Origin of the sequence: Peribacillus sp. NPDC094092, assembly GCF_050279365.1 — a bacterium.
Lineage (GTDB): Bacteria > Bacillota > Bacilli > Bacillales > DSM-1321 > Peribacillus.
The window spans coordinates 269525-289601 of sequence record NZ_JBNNUC010000004.1 but is presented as its reverse complement, the minus strand read 5'-3'; the positions used below and the strand labels follow the sequence as shown (position 1 = coordinate 289601).

At 38.3% G+C, this 20077-nt stretch carries 17 protein-coding genes and 1 riboswitch; of the genes, 16 read left to right on the top strand and 1 reads right to left on the bottom strand.

Annotation, left to right across the window (positions count from 1 at the left end):
• Positions 1-2: 2 nt before the first annotated feature.
• From ACQKNS_RS19760 to ACQKNS_RS19745, 4 genes are all read left to right on the top strand, one after another.
• A complete protein-coding gene (locus ACQKNS_RS19760) occupies positions 3-611 on the top strand; it encodes a flavin reductase family protein (protein ID WP_427644975.1) in 609 nt (202 codons plus the stop codon).
• A gap of 229 nt (positions 612-840) precedes the next feature.
• Positions 841-943: riboswitch (SAM riboswitch) on the top strand.
• 83 nt (positions 944-1026) lie between these two features.
• Entirely contained in the window at positions 1027-2415 is a 1389-nt protein-coding gene (gene mmuP, locus ACQKNS_RS19755; RefSeq protein WP_427644974.1) for an S-methylmethionine permease, read from the top strand.
• Positions 2412-3377 (top strand): homocysteine S-methyltransferase, encoded by a 966-nt coding sequence (mmuM, locus tag ACQKNS_RS19750; RefSeq protein ID WP_427644973.1) that lies wholly within the window; start codon positions 2412-2414, stop codon positions 3375-3377. The genes mmuP and mmuM overlap by 4 nt, the downstream gene beginning before the upstream one ends.
• A 349-nt stretch (positions 3378-3726) precedes the next feature.
• Positions 3727-3894, top strand: coding sequence for a hypothetical protein (locus ACQKNS_RS19745; RefSeq protein ID WP_192205058.1), 168 nt, complete (start codon positions 3727-3729; stop codon positions 3892-3894).
• Positions 3895-4432: 538 nt separating this feature from the next.
• Here the strand turns inward: ACQKNS_RS19745 and ACQKNS_RS19740 are convergent.
• Positions 4433-4807, bottom strand: coding sequence for a helix-turn-helix domain-containing protein (locus ACQKNS_RS19740; RefSeq protein WP_427644972.1), 375 nt, complete (start codon positions 4805-4807; stop codon positions 4433-4435).
• Positions 4808-5033: 226 nt separating this feature from the next.
• Here ACQKNS_RS19740 and ACQKNS_RS19735 point away from each other — a divergent pair, with 226 nt between their 5' ends.
• The 12 genes from ACQKNS_RS19735 (at position 5034) to rfbB (ending at position 20076) form a co-directional block, all read left to right on the top strand.
• Positions 5034-6023: an asparaginase gene (locus ACQKNS_RS19735; protein ID WP_427644971.1), complete on the top strand. Its 990-nt coding sequence runs from the start codon at positions 5034-5036 to the stop codon at positions 6021-6023.
• A 23-nt stretch (positions 6024-6046) separates the two neighbouring features.
• Positions 6047-7477: an aspartate ammonia-lyase gene (aspA, locus tag ACQKNS_RS19730; protein ID WP_427644970.1), complete on the top strand. Its 1431-nt coding sequence runs from the start codon at positions 6047-6049 to the stop codon at positions 7475-7477.
• 789 nt (positions 7478-8266) lie between these two features.
• Entirely contained in the window at positions 8267-8791 is a 525-nt protein-coding gene (locus tag ACQKNS_RS19725; RefSeq protein ID WP_427645145.1) for a DUF4309 domain-containing protein, read from the top strand.
• A 178-nt stretch (positions 8792-8969) separates the two neighbouring features.
• The gene (locus ACQKNS_RS19720) at positions 8970-9413 is read left to right on the top strand and encodes a CoxG family protein (protein ID WP_427644969.1); all 444 of its coding nucleotides are present in this window, start codon (positions 8970-8972) and stop codon (positions 9411-9413) included.
• A 170-nt stretch (positions 9414-9583) separates the two neighbouring features.
• The gene (locus tag ACQKNS_RS19715) at positions 9584-9847 is read left to right on the top strand and encodes a metal-sensitive transcriptional regulator (protein WP_283896419.1); all 264 of its coding nucleotides are present in this window, start codon (positions 9584-9586) and stop codon (positions 9845-9847) included.
• A gap of 232 nt (positions 9848-10079) precedes the next feature.
• The gene (gene cls / locus ACQKNS_RS19710) at positions 10080-11537 is read left to right on the top strand and encodes a cardiolipin synthase (protein ID WP_427644968.1); all 1458 of its coding nucleotides are present in this window, start codon (positions 10080-10082) and stop codon (positions 11535-11537) included.
• Positions 11538-11997: 460 nt separating this feature from the next.
• On the top strand, positions 11998-12747 hold the full coding sequence (locus ACQKNS_RS19705) for a (S)-benzoin forming benzil reductase (protein WP_427644967.1): 750 nt from the start codon (positions 11998-12000) through the stop codon (positions 12745-12747).
• Between the two features lie 200 nt (positions 12748-12947).
• A complete protein-coding gene (locus ACQKNS_RS19700; RefSeq protein WP_427644966.1) occupies positions 12948-14210 on the top strand; it encodes a LysM peptidoglycan-binding domain-containing protein in 1263 nt (420 codons plus the stop codon).
• A gap of 582 nt (positions 14211-14792) precedes the next feature.
• The gene (locus tag ACQKNS_RS19695; protein ID WP_427644965.1) at positions 14793-16508 is read left to right on the top strand and encodes an ABC transporter ATP-binding protein; all 1716 of its coding nucleotides are present in this window, start codon (positions 14793-14795) and stop codon (positions 16506-16508) included.
• Between the two features lie 580 nt (positions 16509-17088).
• Positions 17089-18036, top strand: coding sequence for a mannose-6-phosphate isomerase, class I (manA, locus tag ACQKNS_RS19690; protein WP_427644964.1), 948 nt, complete (start codon positions 17089-17091; stop codon positions 18034-18036).
• Positions 18037-18379: 343 nt separating this feature from the next.
• Positions 18380-19120 (top strand): sugar phosphate nucleotidyltransferase, encoded by a 741-nt coding sequence (locus tag ACQKNS_RS19685; protein WP_427644963.1) that lies wholly within the window; start codon positions 18380-18382, stop codon positions 19118-19120.
• Positions 19117-20076: a dTDP-glucose 4,6-dehydratase gene (gene rfbB / locus ACQKNS_RS19680; protein ID WP_427644962.1), complete on the top strand. Its 960-nt coding sequence runs from the start codon at positions 19117-19119 to the stop codon at positions 20074-20076. Before ACQKNS_RS19685 ends, rfbB begins: the two co-directional genes overlap by 4 nt.
• Position 20077: the final 1 nt, after the last annotated feature.

Below are 20077 nucleotides of genomic sequence, written 5' to 3'. Positions count from 1 at the left end.
AGATGATTTCTGTTAATCCTGAAAGTCTGACTGAACGGGAAAATTATAAGTTTTTGACTGGAAGCATTATACCGAGACCGATAGCCTTGGTCACAACCAAATCCGAAAACGGTACAATCAATATAGCGCCGTTTAGCTTTTTTAACATAGTCAGTTCAAATCCTCCAATGATTTCCATTTCTGTTCAACGAAAAGAAGGGGTTTCAAAGGACACGGCCCGAAATGCAGTTCAAACAGGTGAATTCGTTGTCCATATCACGGATGAAAATAATGTAGCTGATGCAAATCGAACGGCAAAGGAACTCCCATCTGACGAAAGTGAATTGGGTCTTACCAATTTCACGCCGGTTGTTAGTGATAAAGTATCCGTACCAGGATTGCAAGAAGCGAAGGTACGCTTTGAATGCACATTAGAGCATGCGATACCATTGGCAGGTTCCCAGAAGAAACCAGGTTGTGATTTATTGATAGGGAAAATAGTCTGCTATCATATAGAGCAAGATATTTACCATAATGGCCGAATTGACCAGAATGGCCTAAAACCTGTAGCAAGATTAGCGGGTCATACTTATACAAAACTAGGGGAATTATTCGAAATAGAACGTCCTTAAAGAAAAAATGGCGTCATCTTTTTAAGATGGCGCCATTTTTTAAATCTAAATTATCTCGGTTAGCTTTATCTGCGATTTAAGGCGATTAGCGAATGTTCCAAAAACGAGCAACCATGTCATATTTATGCCGCCGGCGCCCATGATCGCTAGAATTTAAAAGGAGGTATTTACAATCAGAAACAAAACTTGACAATTTTTTCATAGATTGATAAAGTTATAAAAAAATAATTTCTTATCCAGAGAGGTGGAGGGACTGGCCCTACGAAACCTCAGCAACAGGTCTACAAAGACACTGTGCTAATTCCAGGGGGTGAAACCTTGATAGATAAGACCGTACTTGTTTATTTGTCAGTAGCGCACTCTTTTTTAGAGTGCGTTTTCGTTTTTTCTGGATCCAAGATTAAGGAGAATAAGAATGGAGAACAAAAAGAAGCATGATTTTCAAAGGCAAATGCAAGCACGGCATATAATAATGCTATCGCTTGGCGGGGTGATTGGAACTGGTTTATTCTTGAGTTCGGGTTATACGATTCAACAGGCTGGCCCTTTCGGCACCATCCTTTCGTATCTGATAGGAGCTTTAGTGGTTTATCTAGTTATGCTATGTCTAGGTGAACTGGCAGTACATATGCCCGAGACAGGTGCGTTTCATAGCTACGCAGCCAAATACATTGGACCAGGGACAGGGTATACAGTAGCCTGGTTGTATTGGCTAACCTGGACTGTTGCACTAGGTTCGGAATTTACGGCTGCAGGATTGTTGATGCAGCGATGGTTTCCATCAATCAATGTCTGGATATGGAGTGCTCTATTTGCCATATTGGTCTTGGCTTTAAATGCGTGGACCGTTAAGTTCTTCGCTGAATCCGAATTCTGGTTTGCTTCAATAAAAGTATTTGCTATTGTGGTATTTATTATTCTGGGAGCTGCGGCAATGTTAGGTTTTATTCCAATAATTAATTCACAATCAGCTCCTTTATTTTCCAATTTTACAAGTGCAGGTTTATTTCCGAATGGTGCTTTTGCCATTCTAATGACGATGCTCGCGGTGAATTTCGCATTTTCTGGTACTGAATTAATCGGGATCGCAGCTGGAGAAACAGTGAATCCAGAAAAAACGATTCCAAAGGCAATCCGAATGACATTATGGAGATTGATCATCTTTTTTGTAGGAACCATTGTTGTATTATCCGCATTATTGCCTATTTCGGATGCAAGCGTACTAGAGAGCCCCTTTGTTGCAATTCTCGAACGAATTGGAGTGCCGTATGCAGCGGATATTATGAACTTTGTTATATTAACTGCCATTTTGTCTGCTGCAAATTCAGGATTATATGCATCATCCAGAATGCTATGGTCACTTGCAGATAAGAAAACTATATCTCCCATATTTGCAAAATTGACAAAACGGGGTGTTCCGATAAATGCAGTCCTTTTCAGTATGTTGGGAGGTGGTTTAGCCCTTTTCTCGAGTATTATTGCACCGGATACAGTATATATAGTGCTTGTATCCATTTCTGGATTAGCCGTGGTAGTAGTTTGGATGAGTATTAGCGCGTCACAGTTTCTATTTCGCAGACGATTTATAAACGAAGGAAATTCAGTAAATGATTTGTCCTTCCATACACCATTATATCCACTCATACCAATCATTTCTTTTATGCTATGTCTTGCTTCTTGCATAGGAATTGCATTTGATCCCACACAACGAATTGCACTATATTGTGGTATTCCATTTATTTTATTTTGCTATGGAAGTTATTATCTGACCCAAACTATAAAGAAAAAGAGGAGTACAACATGAAGAATAAAATTAGCCCAATTGACGAAATATTACGAGATCATCCAGTCATGATTTTGGACGGGGCTCTAGCTACAGAGCTTGAAAGGCATGGGTGCGACTTGAACGATCCCCTGTGGTCCGCACGTGTATTACTTGAAAATCCAGAAGTGATTTATCAAGTTCACTCTGACTACTTTCGGGCTGGTGCTGACTGTGCGATAACGGCAAGCTACCAAGCAACAGTTGAAGGTTTCGCCCTCCGCGGAATACAAGAGAAAGAGGCTTTGGAACTAATCAGGAAAACGGTTTTACTTGCAAGGAAAGCAAGAGATGAATTTTGGAAGGAAGTAGAATATCGAACGAGTAGACCTAAGCCATTGGTTGCTGCATCAGTTGGACCTTATGGGGCTTACCTTGCAGATGGTTCAGAGTATGTAGGAAACTATGGTGTTTCAGATGAAACTTTAACTGCTTTTCATCGCTCGCGAATATCTGCCTTGATTGAAGCCGGTGCTGAAATTTTAGCATTTGAAACGATTCCTTCCCTGCAAGAAGCAAAAGTATTACATGCAATATTGAAAGATTATCCAGAAGTCTATGCTTGGCTATCCTTTTCATTGAAAAATGAAAAAGCGATTAGTGACGGTACATTGCTTGAGGCGTGTACCAGATTGTTTGGGGACAGTGAGCAAATTGCTGCAATCGGCATCAACTGTGCGCCTGTATCAGGTATCACGGAAGCCATACAGGTGTTGCGTTCAAACACGGATAAACCAATTATAGTTTATCCGAATTCTGGAGAAATATATAATCCGGAAACTAAAAGCTGGCATGGTCAAGAATCATGTAACAGGTTCGACCTGAAATCTGAAGAATGGCACCATGCAGGGGCACGTTTAATTGGAGGATGCTGCAGAACGGCACCGCATCATATTGCAGACATTTCAAGGAAGTGGCGGCCTTCCGTAGTGGTATCCTCCTAGCCCTTTTACTGTTTTCAAACTGTTATAAGGTATGTAAGTAGTGGATAAATAAAAAGAACAGAAAGCGTCATAATTTGACGGTTCCTGTTCTTTTTTAGCTCTTTATTCAGATATTTGAAAAGGTTCCAATTTATAATTATTTCTCGGCGCTCAAGAAATAAGTTGCGCAAGTTCAGGTGTGAAGGAACATCCCGGATTGACTCATATCTCTTATTTTTACAATCGATTTCGGCTGAAAATAACAAGTGAATCCAAACCAGCTGCAAAAACAGGAAAAGAGAAATTACATGATATTTTTTGTGTGCTTGGGAAAACTAAACAAACAATGATTAGAAAGGAGAGAATGAGTATGAGTCGTGGGAAAAGTTTTAATCACAAAGAAAAAGGGCATCCAGGAAATCTACCCGATAATAGAATTAGCGAAGAGAAGGAACACAGCCGGCAATATGAACAAATCGAGGATATTGTCACACATGAAGCTTTCAAAAATCGGGAAAAAGATGACGAGATGCCTTGATTTATTGGGGAACATATTCGAATGAAGCACATGAATTAAACGATTTACCTTCAGTCCGCTTCGTTTTTAGCTTTAAAGATGAGACAGCAATTTTCATTTATTTACGTGGGAAAAACCATAAGCTTTGCTATGGTTTTTCTTTCATTGCAAATAATTCAAAGTGTAATGAAAGAAAAACAGCTGAATTGACTCATCCGCCTTTATGGAAAGGAATTAAATGAATGAAGATAACAGAAAAATGATATTGGATGACATTTAATTATCCTATTTTCTTCTATTATAATGAATAAATCTTAATTTTCTAAACTTGGGCACAATTAGGTAAGTTTAAACTGTTTATTTGCTAGCTATCGAGAAATAATACGTATAGCGTCTAAAGGGAGAACTTAACGATTAATCATAGCCGACTTATTTTAAATGGTTAAATTAAAGCCATGGAATTTTTTCATTTAAAATAAATCATGCCAGTTACATCGTGGAACCTGGTAATGAAGTGCTGTTCATTTCCCATATACCAAGTCTTTACCTAAATGTCTGGCTATGTTTTATTTTGTTTATTGCGATTTATTTCCACTTCTCGTTTAGCTCTAATAAAAGCGATGAATTGAATCGTTTCCTCTTCAGAAAGGGAAATTCCATCGACAGCCAGCTCCATATTTGGTGAATCCGTTAATTCCATGACCCGAGTTGACTCAGTGGTAATTTCTTTAGATGGATAATCCACTCGACCTAGAATGTAATCAGTTGATGTATCATATAAGTCTGCCAATAAATTGATCGTTTCTAATGAAGGGCGGCGATGGCCCGATTCATAACCTGCATAGGTACTCTTGGCGATTCCGAGTCTGTCAGCGGTATATTGCAAAGACCACCTTTTGGCCTTCCTTAATGTAGTTAATCTATTTACAACCATTCTTATAACTCTCCTTTTATATAAATCCATTATAACATCAAATTCGAATGAGCGTACGCGTAATGAATGATTTTAGCTTGATTTCGCTCTGTAACAGAACTATAATAACATGTGGTGTACGCGCAACATGTACATTTATAGCGAATACATTTTTCTAAGATGATTGAATGATAGTAAGACAGGGAGGCTTTATAGGGGGTAGTATATGGAGAAGTTGAAGTCAAAAATGAAGAAGTTGATGTTAATTACTACAGGTGGTACAATTGCATCGTTAGAAGGAAAAAATGGACTGGTTCCAGAGATGAAAGCTGACGAATTTTTAGGACACCTGCCGGGATTGGATTTACTTTATCAGATTGATAGTAAGCCTTTGATGAATATTGATAGTACAAATATGCAGCCGGAAGATTGGACAGAAATGGCACAATCCATCCATGAGCACTACCATTATTACGATGGCTTTGTGATTACCCATGGAACAGATACAATGGCTTACACTTCAGCTGCGCTCTCATATATGTTACAAGATTTAGGGAAACCAATTGTCATTACAGGTTCTCAAATTCCAATTGCCTTTAAAAAGACAGATGCCAAAAGAAATATCTCTGATGCGATTCGGTTTGCTTGTGAAGATATTGGAGGAGTATATGTTGTTTTTGATGGTAGAGTCATCCAGGGGACTAGGGCCATTAAATTGAGAACTAAAAGCTATGATTCGTTTGAAAGTATTAACTATCCATATATCGCTACCATATCCAAAGATAAAATTGAGTATCTAAAGCCAGTTCATTCACCAAAGAAAAAGGAAGCTAAGTTAGATGCTTCCCTATGTACTGATGTTGCTTTGATTAAGCTGCATCCCGGTATTAAGCCTGAATTCTTTGATTCTCTGAAAAATCTATGTCAGGGAATCGTAATTGAAAGTTATGGAAGCGGTGGTATTCCTTTTCAAGGAAGAAATATATTAGAAAAATTGAATGAGTTGGTCCAGTGTGGAATATCCGTAGTCATTACTACCCAATGTTTAGAAGAAGGGGAAGATATGGATATTTACGAAGTGGGACGAAAAGTGAATAAGAATGTCATCATTCGTTCCAGAAATATGAATACAGAAGCCATCGTTCCTAAGCTGATGTGGATTTTAGCCAAGACAAAGGATCCCAAAAAAGTGAAGGAAATGATGGAAGCACCGATTGCAGAGGACATTACATTATAGAACTAACAAAGGGGCAAGATGAAATGTTGATAGAAGAGAGAACATACCGAATCGAGAAAGACTTTCTTGGGGAAAAGGAAATCCCGGCAGAAGTTTATTATGGAATACAAACTTTACGCGCTGTAGAGAATTTTCCGATTACGGGTTACAAAGTCAATGAAGAAATGATTCGTGCACTAGCCATGATTAAAAAAGCAGCGGCTTTAGCAAATATGGATACGAAACGGTTATATGATGGGATTGGAAGCGCTATCGTCAAAGCTTCAGATGAAGTGATTGATGGAAAGTGGCATGAATATTTCATCGTTGACCCAATTCAGGGCGGCGCAGGTACATCAATGAATATGAACATTAATGAAATCGTTGCCAACCGTGCGTTAGAACTCATGGGACACAATAAAGGGGATTATGTACATGTAAGTCCAAATAGCCATGTTAACATGTCGCAATCAACCAATGACGTATTCCCAACTGCTATTCATTTATCAACACTGAGGCTTTTAGAGCAATTGTTACAAACAATGACAAAGATGAATACGGTTTTAAAGAATAAAGCAAAACAATTTGATCATGTTATCAAAATGGGACGCACACATCTTCAGGACGCAGTGCCAATTCGACTCGGTCAAGAATTTGAGGCATACAGCCGCGTGTTGGATCGGGACATAAAACGGATCAGTCAATCACGTCAACATTTATATGAAGTGAATATGGGAGCAACAGCCGTGGGAACGGGATTGAACGCAGATCCTCGTTACATTGAAAATGTTGTTAAATATTTAGCTGAAATCAGTAACTTGCCGCTTGTAGGAGCAGAACATTTAGTAGATGCAACCCAAAATACGGATGCATATACTGAAGTGTCAGCTTCATTGAAAGTATGTATGATGAATATGTCTAAAATTGCTAATGATTTACGTTTGATGGCTTCAGGACCGAGAGCGGGATTAGCAGAAATCACACTTCCAGCACGTCAACCAGGTTCATCCATCATGCCAGGAAAAGTAAATCCAGTAATGCCGGAATTAATTAATCAAGTCGCTTTCCAAGTGATCGGGAACGATAATACGATTTGCTTAGCATCAGAAGCAGGGCAACTTGAGTTGAACGTAATGGAGCCAGTCCTTGTATTCAATTTATTGCAATCAATTAGCATTATGAACAATGCTTTCAATGTCTTTACAGACTATTGTTTAGAAGGCATTGAAGCGAATGAGCAACATTTAAAAGATTATGTCGAACAAAGTGTCGGAGTGATTACAGCAGTCAATCCGCACCTTGGGTACGAAGTGGTTTCACGTATTGCGCGTGAAGCGATATTAAAAGGCAAATCAGTTCGCGAACTTTGTTTACAATACGATGTGTTGACAGAAGAAGAATTGGATTTGATCCTAAATCCTTATGAGATGACAAAACCCGGTATAGCGGGAGCTTCTCTTTTTGATAGGCAATAACGAGTAAATTAGTAGGAAGCATTAGTCCATATGACTTTTGATGTGATGACTATGCCTTTAGGACCGTTGGTATAAAGGCATAGTCATTTATTATATACATTCCTTTATGAAATGTTACCCAAACCGCCCGTCAACAAACTTTTTAGATAAAGATATTTGAATATTAAGATAATTTTGGTCATCTATCTATTCATAAAAAATCCATCCCCCTTAGAATATATCTGGGAGAGATGGAGTGTTTGAGCTCAATATGCCTGATTAGCCCTTTACTACTTCCTGTCCACGAACATTCCATGTAAATGCAAATATCGCTACTGCCAAAACACAGTTATTTATGTAAAACCTGCATTCCACCTGCAAAGCAACTACATAATAATAGCATCAACCGCTACAAAGCCTCATAAATATCCAAATACGCCAGTCAGTCCTGCTGCAGTGCCTACAGCTTTATTAGGGACAAAATCCATTGCTATTAAAATAGCAGCCTTTTTGTTTTAAAAGGTCCTATTAAAGCATGATTCTCAAATCTCCATCATCGTTAACTTGTAATTAACTATCTTCATAAGGACACGCTGTGAACATTTTTTAGTGTCCACTCGGACAAAGAAGACACCATTTCCGTAAAGTATTTCATTTTCAGTTTTTCCTAAAACGAATGGTATGTGTCCAAAGTTCCAATGAATATTAATAGTAAATGTAAAACCAACTGGAATGGCATACGCAAATTTACATCTTTAAATTATGTAATTAGTCATTTCAAGGCGGAAAGGGAGGATACCTTTGAAACAAGTGAATCGTTTTATCCGGAATGTTGCATGTCTAATGCTCGTATTCCTGATGTTAAGTGGGCAGGCTGCTTTTGCTTCATCTTCATTAACATCACAATCCACGCCAGACCTTATGATTCGGCAAATCATGGGTTTAGCCTATGAATCCCAGCAAACCATTAACAGTGGCCCATTTTCTGTAGGTGATTCGTTGAAGAAAGTGGAAAAAGCCTGGGGCGCACCTGAAGATTTAAGTACCGTTGCGGCCAATTATTGGTCCCATAATATCCGATTCCTCTATGACGGTTCAACAGGAAGAAAAGTGATTACCGGCATTGATGATTTTGATCCGCAATTGCAAACCATCCATTTATCCATGTTGAAGGGATTGATTGGTGAACCTGTAAGTGAAGTGGAGCAAGAAGGGATGTACTATGTCACTTATACAGATTACGCAAATTATAAAGTGGTATTCGTGTTTGAAAGCGCCTGGATTAACCCTGATCCAAAATTGAGTATGTATACGGTTGAATTTGCGTCAGATTGAATAGGAATACGATAAAAAAGGATCGTCCCTTTATGGCCGAGGGCGATTCTTTGCTGTCAGTATCTTTAGATGGTTTCTCAGGTGAATTTTGTTTAAGAATCTGAGCTTACCGTTCTATTCAATATTATTCAGCCATACATTAAAAAGATGTAAATAGAATGATTAAGGGGGAACTGCTTTGTCAGAAGGTGTACATAGTATCATTTTACGTGTTTCAATAAAAACGGTATGGGGATTTGTAAGTAGTATAGATCGTTGGGCACCTCTTGTCCCAGGATATATAAATCATGTGATGATGAATGAGCGGACACTCATTTGGGAGTGTAAAAGCGATTTGGGCTTAATGAAGAAGAAAATAAAACTTGAAGTGAATATATTGGAATGGATTGAACCCGAAAAGGTAACATTTAAACTTAAGGGATTAAATGAAAAATTTGATGGGCATGGCTATTTTTTAGCAGAACAGTACGGAAATGGACAGACTAAAATGACTGGCTGCCTGGCGATTACGGCAAAAGGTGCCAAAGCCCCTATTGTCAACGCGTTGTTAAAAACCTATGTTCCTCAAATGACGATCGAGTTTTCTGAGGCGGTTGCACAAAGTCTCCTAGTGCAAAAATAGAAATTGCAAATTGGAGCTATCATTATTGATTGTTGCACTTGACAATTATACCTAAGTGGTATGTATTATAAATTGTAAGATTTTTATCAATCCTTCATTTCAACTGAATAGGTTTTATGATGGATGTCTGGATGGGATTCATAAGTAATTGGCAGGGTAGGAGGCCTCACATGGAATATGATAAGCAGGTTAAAAATAGAGTGAAGCGAATAGAAGGACAGCTTCGTGGGATATTGAAAATGATGGAGGAAAATAAAGATTGCAGAGATGTAGTAACGCAGTTATCTGCCACTAGATCTGCAATCGATAGGACAATCGGGGTAATAGTAAGTTCAAATCTTGTAGAATGCGTCCGGGAGGCTAATGAAACCGGAGAAAAGAATCCCGAAGAGCTAGTTAAAGAAGCAGTGAATTTATTAGTGAAAAGCCGATAAGCAGTTATATTTATTGTTATTGTTGAATGGAATTTTTAATACAATGATTAAAAACAATCTGTCCAATCTGGGAAATTCCAGTGTCAATGTGGATGGATTTTTTAAAAAAGGGCCTCTACCGGAAGAGGCCCTTTTTTTGAATTCTCTGTTTTCATTTCTGATAAGCAAATCCTTTGATATAAAGAATTTGCATGGTATCCTTAAAGGGATAAAATTTGAGTGAGGGTATACTATGGAATTTACGCATGTTACATCGGTTTTGCTCGGCCTCGTCATCATTCTAAATATTTTATTTGCCACGATTGTCATATTTTTTGAAAGAAGGGAAGCGAGCACCACCTGGGCTTGGTTATTGGTGTTATATTTTCTCCCTGTAGTCGGTTTTATTTTATATCTCCTTTTTGGAACGAGTTTAAGGCATGCCCACTTATTCCAATGGGAGGACAAGAAGAAAATAGGGATTGAAGAAATCCTTGATAAACAGATGGAAGAGCTTTCAACGAATCATTTTCCATTTCGAAATGCTTCTTCAAGCAATTACCGTGATTTGATTTATATGCATCTCCGGAACAATGATGCCGTGCTCACTGAAGATAATCAAGTCAATATTTTTACGGAAGGAAAAAATAAGTTTGACCAGCTTTTTAAAGATATCGAAGCGGCAGAAAACCATATACACATACAATACTACATCATTCAGAGGGACGGCCTGGGTAAACGATTCATTGATGCTTTGACTAAAAAAGCGAATGAAGGCGTCAAAGTTCGGGTTCTTTATGACGAGCTGGGTTCCAGGGGGATGACTAAAAGTTTCTTCAGGGAATTTAGGCAGGCAGGAGGCCGAGTGGAGGCATTCTTTCCATCCAAATTAAAATTTATAAATTTACGGCTGAATTTCCGTAACCATCGAAAGCTAGTCATCATTGATGGAAAAGTAGGGTATGTTGGAGGCTTTAATGTTGGTGATGAATATTTAGGGCTTAATCCAAAATTCGGTTTTTGGCGTGATACGCACCTTCGGATAAAGGGTTCCGCTGTCAAAGCCATTCAAACCCGTTTTATCCTGGATTGGAATCAGGCATCAAAGCACCATGATATCACTTATCAGCCTCATTATTTCCCTGTTTTAAAGCCTCAAGGCAATATAGATTTGCAAATAGTGACAAGTGGGCCGGATTCTGAATGGGAACAAATCAAAAATGGCTATATTAAATTAATATCTTCAGCAAAGAAATCGATTCTCATTCAAACACCTTACTTCATACCGGATGCAAGTTTATTGGATGCACTCAGGATTGCCAGCTTATCAGGGTTAGATGTAAAAATCATGATTCCGAATAAACCAGATCACCTTTTCGTTTATTGGGCTACAACGTTCAACGCAGGGCAGCTATTAAGAGCGGGAGCTAAGATATACATCTATGATAACGGCTTTATTCATGCAAAGATGATCGTGGTGGACGAAGAGGTCTCCTCGGTGGGGACAGCTAACATTGATGTCCGTAGTTTTAAATTGAACTTTGAAGTCAATGCCTTCATTTATGATGAAGGAATGGCTGAAACACTGACAAGGATTTTTTATAAGGATGTTGAGGTCTGTAGGCAGCTTACAATTGAAGACTTTGAAAAGCGTTCAAAATGGATTCGTTTTAAAGAGTCCATTGCAAGGCTATTATCACCGATATTATAATTTTTTAATAAGCGGACCATTACACATGGTCCGCTCAGACTGCAGGCAAATTCGAGAAAAAAGCGAGTTTGCCTGCAGTTTTTTTATTTATAAAAAGTTCAGTTTGATTGGAAAGGAAGGTACGAGACTCCTGCTTAGAAAAGAGCGTCCAAGGGAGACCCCACAGGCGCAAAGAGCGCCGAGAAGGCTCCCGGACCGCCCGCGGAAAGCGAGTGCCTGGAGTGGAAATCATTTTACAACCCCTCTTTCAGAAACCACCTTTTCGGTAAGAGTGTCGCAAAATTCTTCAATCCAATGAGGATTTATTACATATAAATGAAAAAAATCATGGGGTATAGCCAAGAGTGTTTTAAAATTATAGTAATCATCATCGGTATGAATAGTGAAAGGGATTCGGCAGGAGATCATTTCGGACTCCATTTTGGTACAATAGTTTATATCCATAAAAGGGGGAAATGTCGTGAAAACGTTTATAATCACAGGAGCTTCAAAAGGTTTAGGTGCTGCCATAGCCAAAGGATGTTTGCAGACGAGTGATCATTGCATCTTAGTTGCCCGTACAGCCCATCCTGAAATGCAGCAGATGGCCGACCAATCCGGGACGAAACTTACATTTATTTCGATGGACTTGAATGAAACTGAAAAGTTACCTTCCTTAGTCAATGAGATTCTTTCTGCTGTAGATGAAACAAGTGACATTTATTTCATTAATAATGCAGGTGTCATTGAACCGATAAAGACGGTAGGAAACCTAGGCATAGTAAATTTGGAAACAAGCATGCGGGTGAATTTCATGGCACCCGTCGTTTTGGCTGATGAATTCGTTAAACAGACAAAAGACTGGAACAGGAAGAAGGTAATGGTCAACATATCTTCAGGAGCAGCAAAAAACCCTTATCATGGCTGGTCAGCCTATTGCAGTACTAAGGCGGGGCTGGAAATGTTCACACGGGTTGCAGGGTTGGAACAGGATAAAACAGCTTTTCCTACGTCTCTCATTTCTTTTTCACCAGGTGTAATGGATACGGAGATGCAAGGGACAATCCGGTCAGCGGACGAACGCGACTTTTCCGATCGGGACAAATTTCATGAATATAAAGAGAAGGGCATGTTAAGAAGCCCTGAATTTGTGGCAGATAAACTTTTGCAGCTTCTTGAAGCGGAAGATTTGGAGAATGGGAAGTTCTACGATATTAAGAATTTACTTTGATGGGTGGGAGTATGTGAAACGAATCAATTGATGGCTTAAAGCGTGGGGTTGTCCCTTAGGACAGCCTCTTTTTTTAGTGAACTTTATTCCAATTAAAAGTCTAAAATGCAGGGATATCATCATTAGGAAATGTGATAATGCGTTCTATCCAATTACCTGAATGACATAAACTTTTTTGAAGGGAGTTTGGAGGGCTTTTAATGACGATCATTATTGTGAAAAAAGGTGATAGTCTTTGGGAAATTGCCACAAAAAATAAAGTTGACCCATCGAGGATAATTGAAGTAAACGGATTGAAATCAACAACTTTGGTCCCTGGCCTGGCATTGTATATACCTAATGAAAAAGCGGTGAATCGGAGGTATCTAATTAAAAGTCAGGATACCCTTACTAGAATCAGCAGTCGTTTTGGTACGAGTGCAGCGGAGATCATGGAGGCAAATCCAGGAATCGTTGCAAACTCGCTAAAAGTCGGAACGGAAATTTTAATTCCTTCTCCTTACAAAAATCAATTGATTACACTGGGTTTTGCCTTCCCGACTTCAGGTGGAGTAGTGTTTGAAACACTTGAGCAGAATGGAGATAAATTATCCTATTTAGCCATTGTAGCTTATTCGTTTACAAGGGAAGGAAAGGCATACGTTGATGGTGATGATCTCCCCCTTATTGCGAAATGCGAGCAGACAGGGGTGAAGCCGCTACTGATGATCAGGAACTTCCAAGGTGGGGATTTTGATCCTGATTTGGCTGGTGAAGTCCTTGCTAGTTCCGTATATAGAGCGAATTTAATCAATAGTATGCTGAATTTCGTTAGGGAGAAAGGGTATGGCGGAGTCAGTATGGACATCGAATTCATCCCACCTGCCAGGCGTTCCGATTATGTGCTTTTTTTAAAAGAATTAAAGAAGAGGTTGAACGAACTGATCCTGCATGTGAACGTACATGCAAAAACAGAGGATAATCCTGATAATCGAATTGTAGGCGGGCATGATTATCGGGGGATTGGAGAGGCAGCCGACCTTGTTGCCGTTATGACCATTGACTATGGCTATCCAACTGGCCCGCCTGAACCCATTTCCCCACTTTGGTGGATGGGCGAAGTTCTTCGTTATGCTTTGTCGAATATACCTGAGTATAAACTGCAATCGGCATTTCCTATGTATGGATACGATTGGATAGTACCAAGCAACGAGACTAAAGCTTTATCAGCTCAGAATGCACAAAATCTTGCCATTGCAACTGGCTCTGAAATAACATTTGATACTTCAGCGGCATCCCCTACCTATTCTTATCGAAGAGAGAATTCGAACCATGTCGTTTGGTTTGAAGATATTCGATCGATAAGCGCTAAATATGAAATGATCGATGCATATGAACTGATAGGCGCAACTTATTGGCAGATTGGTTTGGAATTTCCACAGAATTGGGAGTTTATAGATAATAATATCTGGATTATCAAATAAAATGAATGGGTGCCAGGTGGTGAAATGAAGCATTATATATTTTTTTCCTTGTTTGGTTGTACAGCTTTCATCAAGCGCAAGCCAATCACATCGAGCAAGATTTTAAAAAGAGACAATTTTCTTCGACAGCCCTTGAAACATGAAAAAGGAGCCATGGAAACCCAAGGCTCCTTTTTATTGGTGAATTGAATGGAATGCATCATCGAAAAATCGTTGTAGTTGTAGTGAACGGAAGCAAACTCAAATATAAGGCAGATCCCGTCAGGGTATATAATAGTGAAATCAACCCGACTACATAAAATATATCCCCTAGATTTTCCAACGCCTGACTAATCCAAAGGCATCGAAACGATGTGTTTTTCATGAATACCATTCTTTTACGAAAATAAAGTTCATGGATATTTAGAATGGGTATTTTTTACACAGGATTCACTCCTTAATTTAATAGATTGCATGAACCGGGTTGGGCTGTTTTATTTAGATGGTTTTACCATAATATGAGCATGGGGGTACTGAAATGCTTGCTGAATATTGAATATGGAATTATACTCCTTTATATATGTAAAAAAGGAGAAAAATTTGATGATTCGACGATTTGCTTCATATTACCTGCCGCATAAGCGGTTATTCATTATTGATTTCTTCAGTGCAGTGGTCGTGGCTGTACTTGAACTTGCATTTCCGCTAGCTGTTCAGTGGTTTATAGATACACTGCTGCCTGGCGACGATTGGTCTGCAATTGTTTCGGTAAGTGCCGGCTTGTTCCTCCTTTATATCATCAGTACCTTCTTACAGTTCATCGTAGGGTATTGGGGTCACAAATTGGGTATCAATATTGAGACTGATATGCGTGAGGAATTATTTGAGCATGTGCAAAAACAATCTTTTCGTTTTTTTGATAACACGAAAACCGGACATATCATGAGCCGGATAACCAATGATCTGTTCGATATTGGTGAACTTGCCCACCATGGTCCCGAAGATCTATTCATTGCCTTCATGACTTTTATAGGTGCATTTTGGATTATGTTGACAATCAATGTGAAATTGGCACTCATATCGGTTTGTATTTTACCGTTCCTCGTATTATTAATTGTCATAAGTAATTTAAAGATGAATAAAGCGTGGAAGAAAATGTATACAGAAGTTGCAGATGTAAACGCCCGTGTGGAAGATAGCGTCTCAGGGGTGAGGGTTGTTCAATCCTTTACTAATGAAACATATGAAATGAAAAGATTTTCTACTAATAATCGCAGATTCCGTAAAGCGAAACTTCTTGGATATAAGGTAATGTCCTTTAGTTTATCAGGCATTTACATGATGACGCGGTTTATGACCCTTGCCGTCTTGGTGATAGGAGCTTGGCTAACTTTCCATGGGCAGCTCTCTTATGGTGAACTGGTAGCATTCGTCTTATACGTTAATGTATTATTTAAGCCGATTGACAAAATCAGTGCGTTGATGGAACTTTATCCTAAAGGGATGGCCGGCTTCAAGCGTTTTACGGAACTTTTGGATGTCGCGCCTGATGTCGTGGATAAAAAGGATGCAATTGACGTAACTTCCCTTTTGGGTGATATTTCCTTTAAAGACGTTTCTTTTAACTATGAAGATAAAAAGCCGGTTTTAAAAGGTATTGATCTAACCGTTAAAGCGGGTGAAACCATCGCTTTTGTCGGGCCTTCAGGAGCCGGGAAAACGACCATATGTTCATTGATCCCAAGATTTTATGATGTTAATGCCGGCTCGATTTCCATTGATGGAATTGATATTCGCGAGATGACGAAAAAGTCATTGCGCTCACAAATTGGCATTGTCCAGCAAGACGTGTTTCTATTCACGGGAACCGTAAAAGAGAACATTGCATACGGAATGCTTGGCGCATCGGATGAGCAAATTCAAGAAGCTGCAAGGAAAGCTCATTTAGAGACTTTCATTGAAGGACTTCCAGAAGGCTATGAGACTCAAATAGGTGAACGCGGCTTGAAATTATCTGGAGGACAAAAACAACGAATTGCAATAGCAAGGATGTTTTTGAAGAATCCGCCAATATTAATTCTCGATGAGGCAACCTCTGCACTCGATACAGAGACGGAAAGAATCATTCAGCAGGCCCTTACTGAACTAGCTGAAAACAGAACTACGTTAATCATCGCTCACCGTTTGGCAACCATTCGAAACGCTGACAAGATCGTGGTTGTTACGGAAGAAGGAATTGCTGAAGAGGGCGGTCACGACGACTTACTTAAACAGGGAGGCATTTTTGCCAATCTGCATCAATTACAATTTCAAAAATAATAAAAAGCTACATGTCCTTTTATGGAGGATATGTAGCTTTTATTAATATGGTGGAGTTATTTTGAATAAGTGAACAGTCTATAACTATCTTTATCTTTTAACACATAAGTTGCTCAACTTTTTGATGCTCTTCATATTGGCGAATCGGGACAGTCAGACTTAACCTGCCCAGTTGGTATAGCAGGCTTGTCAACTTGATTGAACCGCTTATTGAATGAGCGATACCGAACTGAATGTCAGTGGAAGTGGGCATCTGGCATAGTAACAAACCGACTCACGGGAAATATAGGATATAGATTTATGTAGCACATGTTTAGCAGGAAGGACTTGGAGTTGATCCAGGTCTTTTTTGAATTTGGGTGTAATTAAGTGAATGCGGATATGACTTCTTATAGCTTCGTTTAGTGGCTAACTTTTTTTAAATGGAGGATTCTTATTAGAGGATTAAATAAACTCATTCCACAATTCCGCAGATGCAACGTTACCATTCTTCAAGTAATCCATAAAATAATAATATTTAGTAGATGGATTGGAGTTTTGTAAAATTTGTAGAAATTAACATGAAGGGGTTTGAAGAAGGTTGAAACACCCAATATTTTTACAACCGATTTTCAAAGAAAAAATATGGGGAGGAACTGCGTTACGAGACAAATTTCATTATAACATTCCTTCACAAAATACTGGTGAATGCTGGGCAATTTCTGCCCATCCAAATGGGCAAAGTGTTGTAAGTGCAGGTAAATATAAAGGCCTTTCCCTAGGAGAGCTTTGGGGAAAATACCCTGGGATTTTTGGTGGAATGAAACAGGGGGATTTTCCACTTTTAACAAAAATTTTAGATGCGAATAATGATTTATCTATACAAGTACATCCTAACGATGAAAGTGCTAAAAACAAGGAAAACGGTACGCAGGGTAAGACAGAATGCTGGTATATAATTTACTGTGAAGAAGGTTCAGAGATTGTACTAGGGCATAATGCAAATACGAAGGAAGAATTAATAAACATGATTGAAAATAAGCAGTGGGACAGTTTGCTTAAAAGAGTAAAAATTAAACCGGGAGACTTTTTCTATGTACCAGCTGGTACGATACATTCTCTCGGTAAAGGAATTCTTGTTTTGGAAACACAACAAAGCTCTGACTCCACTTATCGTGTCTTTGATTATGATCGTGTCGACAGTAATGGTAAGCTGAGAGAATTACATTTGGATAAAGCGATTGATGTAACAATAATTCCTCATGAACTAAAAGAATCAGGGTACACGGTGATTAACAAAGATGAGGCAACTATTACAAAATTTGTAGGTTCAGAGTATTTCTCTGTATATAAATGGGAAGTGAATGGTTCTTTTTCTTACTCACAAAACGAAAGGTTTCTATTAGCAAGTGTAATCGAAGGAAATGGTCAAATTAAAACAGCAGAAGGAACATTTTTAATCAAAAAAGGAGACCACTTTATTCTGCCGTTCGAATTAGGGGATTTTGAAATTAAGGGTAATTTAGAGCTAATCGTTTCACATCCATGAAAAATTAGGGGGAAATGGTAGTGAATGATGTTAAATGTAAAAAATAATAATACCCCAATATAAATAATAACATGAAAAGGTAAAATACTCTAATTTTAAACAATATAATAGGAATGACTTAAGATGTATTAAAGTCAGACAAAAAGTTTGAAAAAGTAAATAGATTGTCTGCTTATTTAGAGTGTAAATTAGTTGGAACATAACTTAATAATAATAAATTATATGTCAAGTGAGGATGTCATTCATATAGTAATAAGTAATAATACATGATCGGAAAAAGAAACCTTTTATCCATTTATTCGTGTAAAATTTCTGATAAAAAACAATATAAAGGTGGTAAAAAATGAAAGGAGTAATACTTGCTGGTGGTACAGGATCTCGTCTAGAGCCATTGACTAAATTTCTTAATAAGCATCTTTTACCAGTAGGGCCTTACCCGATGATTTATTGGTCAATTTTAAAGTTGAAAGAAGCCGGAATAAATGAAATTTTAATTGTAACAAATAAAGACCATCTTAGTTCCTTTATAAAGTTATTAGGGCTTGTGGAAGATCTCCATGTAAACATTCAATTTAAAATACAGGGGAACGAAGGTGGAGGAATAGCGGATGCACTAATATCAGCTAAAAATTTTATAAATAATGAAAAATTTGTCGTATTACTAGGAGATAATATTTTTGAAGATTCATTATCTCTATTTGTTCAGTCTTTTCAGAAACAGAAACAGGGTGCAATGATACTTCTAAAAGAAGTGGAAGATCTTACTCGATATGGTGTACCACATTTAGACAAAGGCAATCAAAAAATTAAGTCCATCATTGAAAAACCGAGCAATCCTCCGTCTTCATATTGTGTGACCGGAATCTATATGTATGATCGAAAGGTTTTTGAATATATTGAAACGATTCAACCTTCACATCGAAATGAGCTGGAAATTACCGATGTGATTAATCTATATATTCAAGATGATCAACTTCAATATGATATTTTACAAGGATGGTGGGTTGATGCAGGTACACATGAATCGCTTTATCAAGCGAATCAATATGTACATGAAAAAATAAAGAGGGAGGATGAGAAGTGAAACGACACCTCCTCATAACAGGTGGAGCCGGTTTTATTGGATCCAATTTTATATCCTATTTACTTGAGAATACTAATTACTATATAACCAACGTGGACTCTTTAACCTATGCCGGTAAACTTGAGAATATCCAGTCATTTGAGAAATCGAATCACTGCCGAAGTATTCAGGCAGATATCGGTGAAAAATCAGAATTATCCAAGGTATTTGATCAAGATTATTTTGCGATCATTAATTTCGCTGCCGAATCCCATGTAGACCGTAGTATTGAGGATGCATTTCCATTTATTCACACAAATATTATCGGGACATATAACCTATTACAAGCGGTTATATCTGGAAAAGCTCATAAAATGATTCAAATATCAACAGATGAAGTATATGGTTCTTTAGAGCCGAATGATTCTCCATTTACTGAAACAACCTCACTTTCTCCAAACAATCCATATTCAGCATGTAAAGCCAGTGCGGATTTATTAGTAAGATCCTTTTACCAGACTTATCAACTGCCATTAACGGTTACACGGTGCAGCAATAACTATGGTCCCATGCAACATAAAGAAAAATTCATTCCTAAAGTCATTACGAGAGCCTTGAATAATCTAGAAATCCCTTTATATGGCGACGGATTAAACATACGTGACTGGATATATGTTGAGGATCATTGCAGGGCCATCCATACTGTTCTTGAAAAGGGATTGGCCGGAGAGGTCTATAATATTGGAGGTTCAGACGAAAAAACAAATCGAGAAATAATCGACTATATTTTAAAGCAGTTAAGAAAAGACGAAAAACTAGTCAAGCATGTAGCGGACCGAAAAGGGCATGATCGTCGATACGCCATGGATTCCTCGAAAATCACGAGGGAACTAGGTTGGAAGCCCACTATTTCTTTTCATGAAGGGATTCAAAAGACGATTGAATGGTATCGCAAAAATGAACAAAAGAATGGGTGAG

Excerpts from the sequence above, each read along its gene's own strand:
- ACQKNS_RS19760 (WP_427644975.1), top strand. The coding sequence starts at position 3 with ATGATTTCTGTTAATCCTGAAAGTCTGACTGAACGGGAAAATTATAAG.
- mmuP (WP_427644974.1), top strand. The coding sequence starts at position 1,027 with ATGGAGAACAAAAAGAAGCATGATTTTCAAAGGCAAATGCAAGCACGG.
- mmuM (WP_427644973.1), top strand. The coding sequence starts at position 2,412 with ATGAAGAATAAAATTAGCCCAATTGACGAAATATTACGAGATCATCCA.
- ACQKNS_RS19745 (WP_192205058.1), top strand. The coding sequence starts at position 3,727 with ATGAGTCGTGGGAAAAGTTTTAATCACAAAGAAAAAGGGCATCCAGGA.
- ACQKNS_RS19740 (WP_427644972.1), bottom strand. The coding sequence starts at position 4,807 with ATGGTTGTAAATAGATTAACTACATTAAGGAAGGCCAAAAGGTGGTCT.
- ACQKNS_RS19735 (WP_427644971.1), top strand. The coding sequence starts at position 5,034 with ATGAAGAAGTTGATGTTAATTACTACAGGTGGTACAATTGCATCGTTA.
- aspA (WP_427644970.1), top strand. The coding sequence starts at position 6,047 with ATGTTGATAGAAGAGAGAACATACCGAATCGAGAAAGACTTTCTTGGG.
- ACQKNS_RS19715 (WP_283896419.1), top strand. The coding sequence starts at position 9,584 with ATGGAATATGATAAGCAGGTTAAAAATAGAGTGAAGCGAATAGAAGGA.
- cls (WP_427644968.1), top strand. The coding sequence starts at position 10,080 with ATGGAATTTACGCATGTTACATCGGTTTTGCTCGGCCTCGTCATCATT.
- ACQKNS_RS19700 (WP_427644966.1), top strand. The coding sequence starts at position 12,948 with ATGACGATCATTATTGTGAAAAAAGGTGATAGTCTTTGGGAAATTGCC.
- ACQKNS_RS19695 (WP_427644965.1), top strand. The coding sequence starts at position 14,793 with ATGATTCGACGATTTGCTTCATATTACCTGCCGCATAAGCGGTTATTC.
- ACQKNS_RS19685 (WP_427644963.1), top strand. The coding sequence starts at position 18,380 with ATGAAAGGAGTAATACTTGCTGGTGGTACAGGATCTCGTCTAGAGCCA.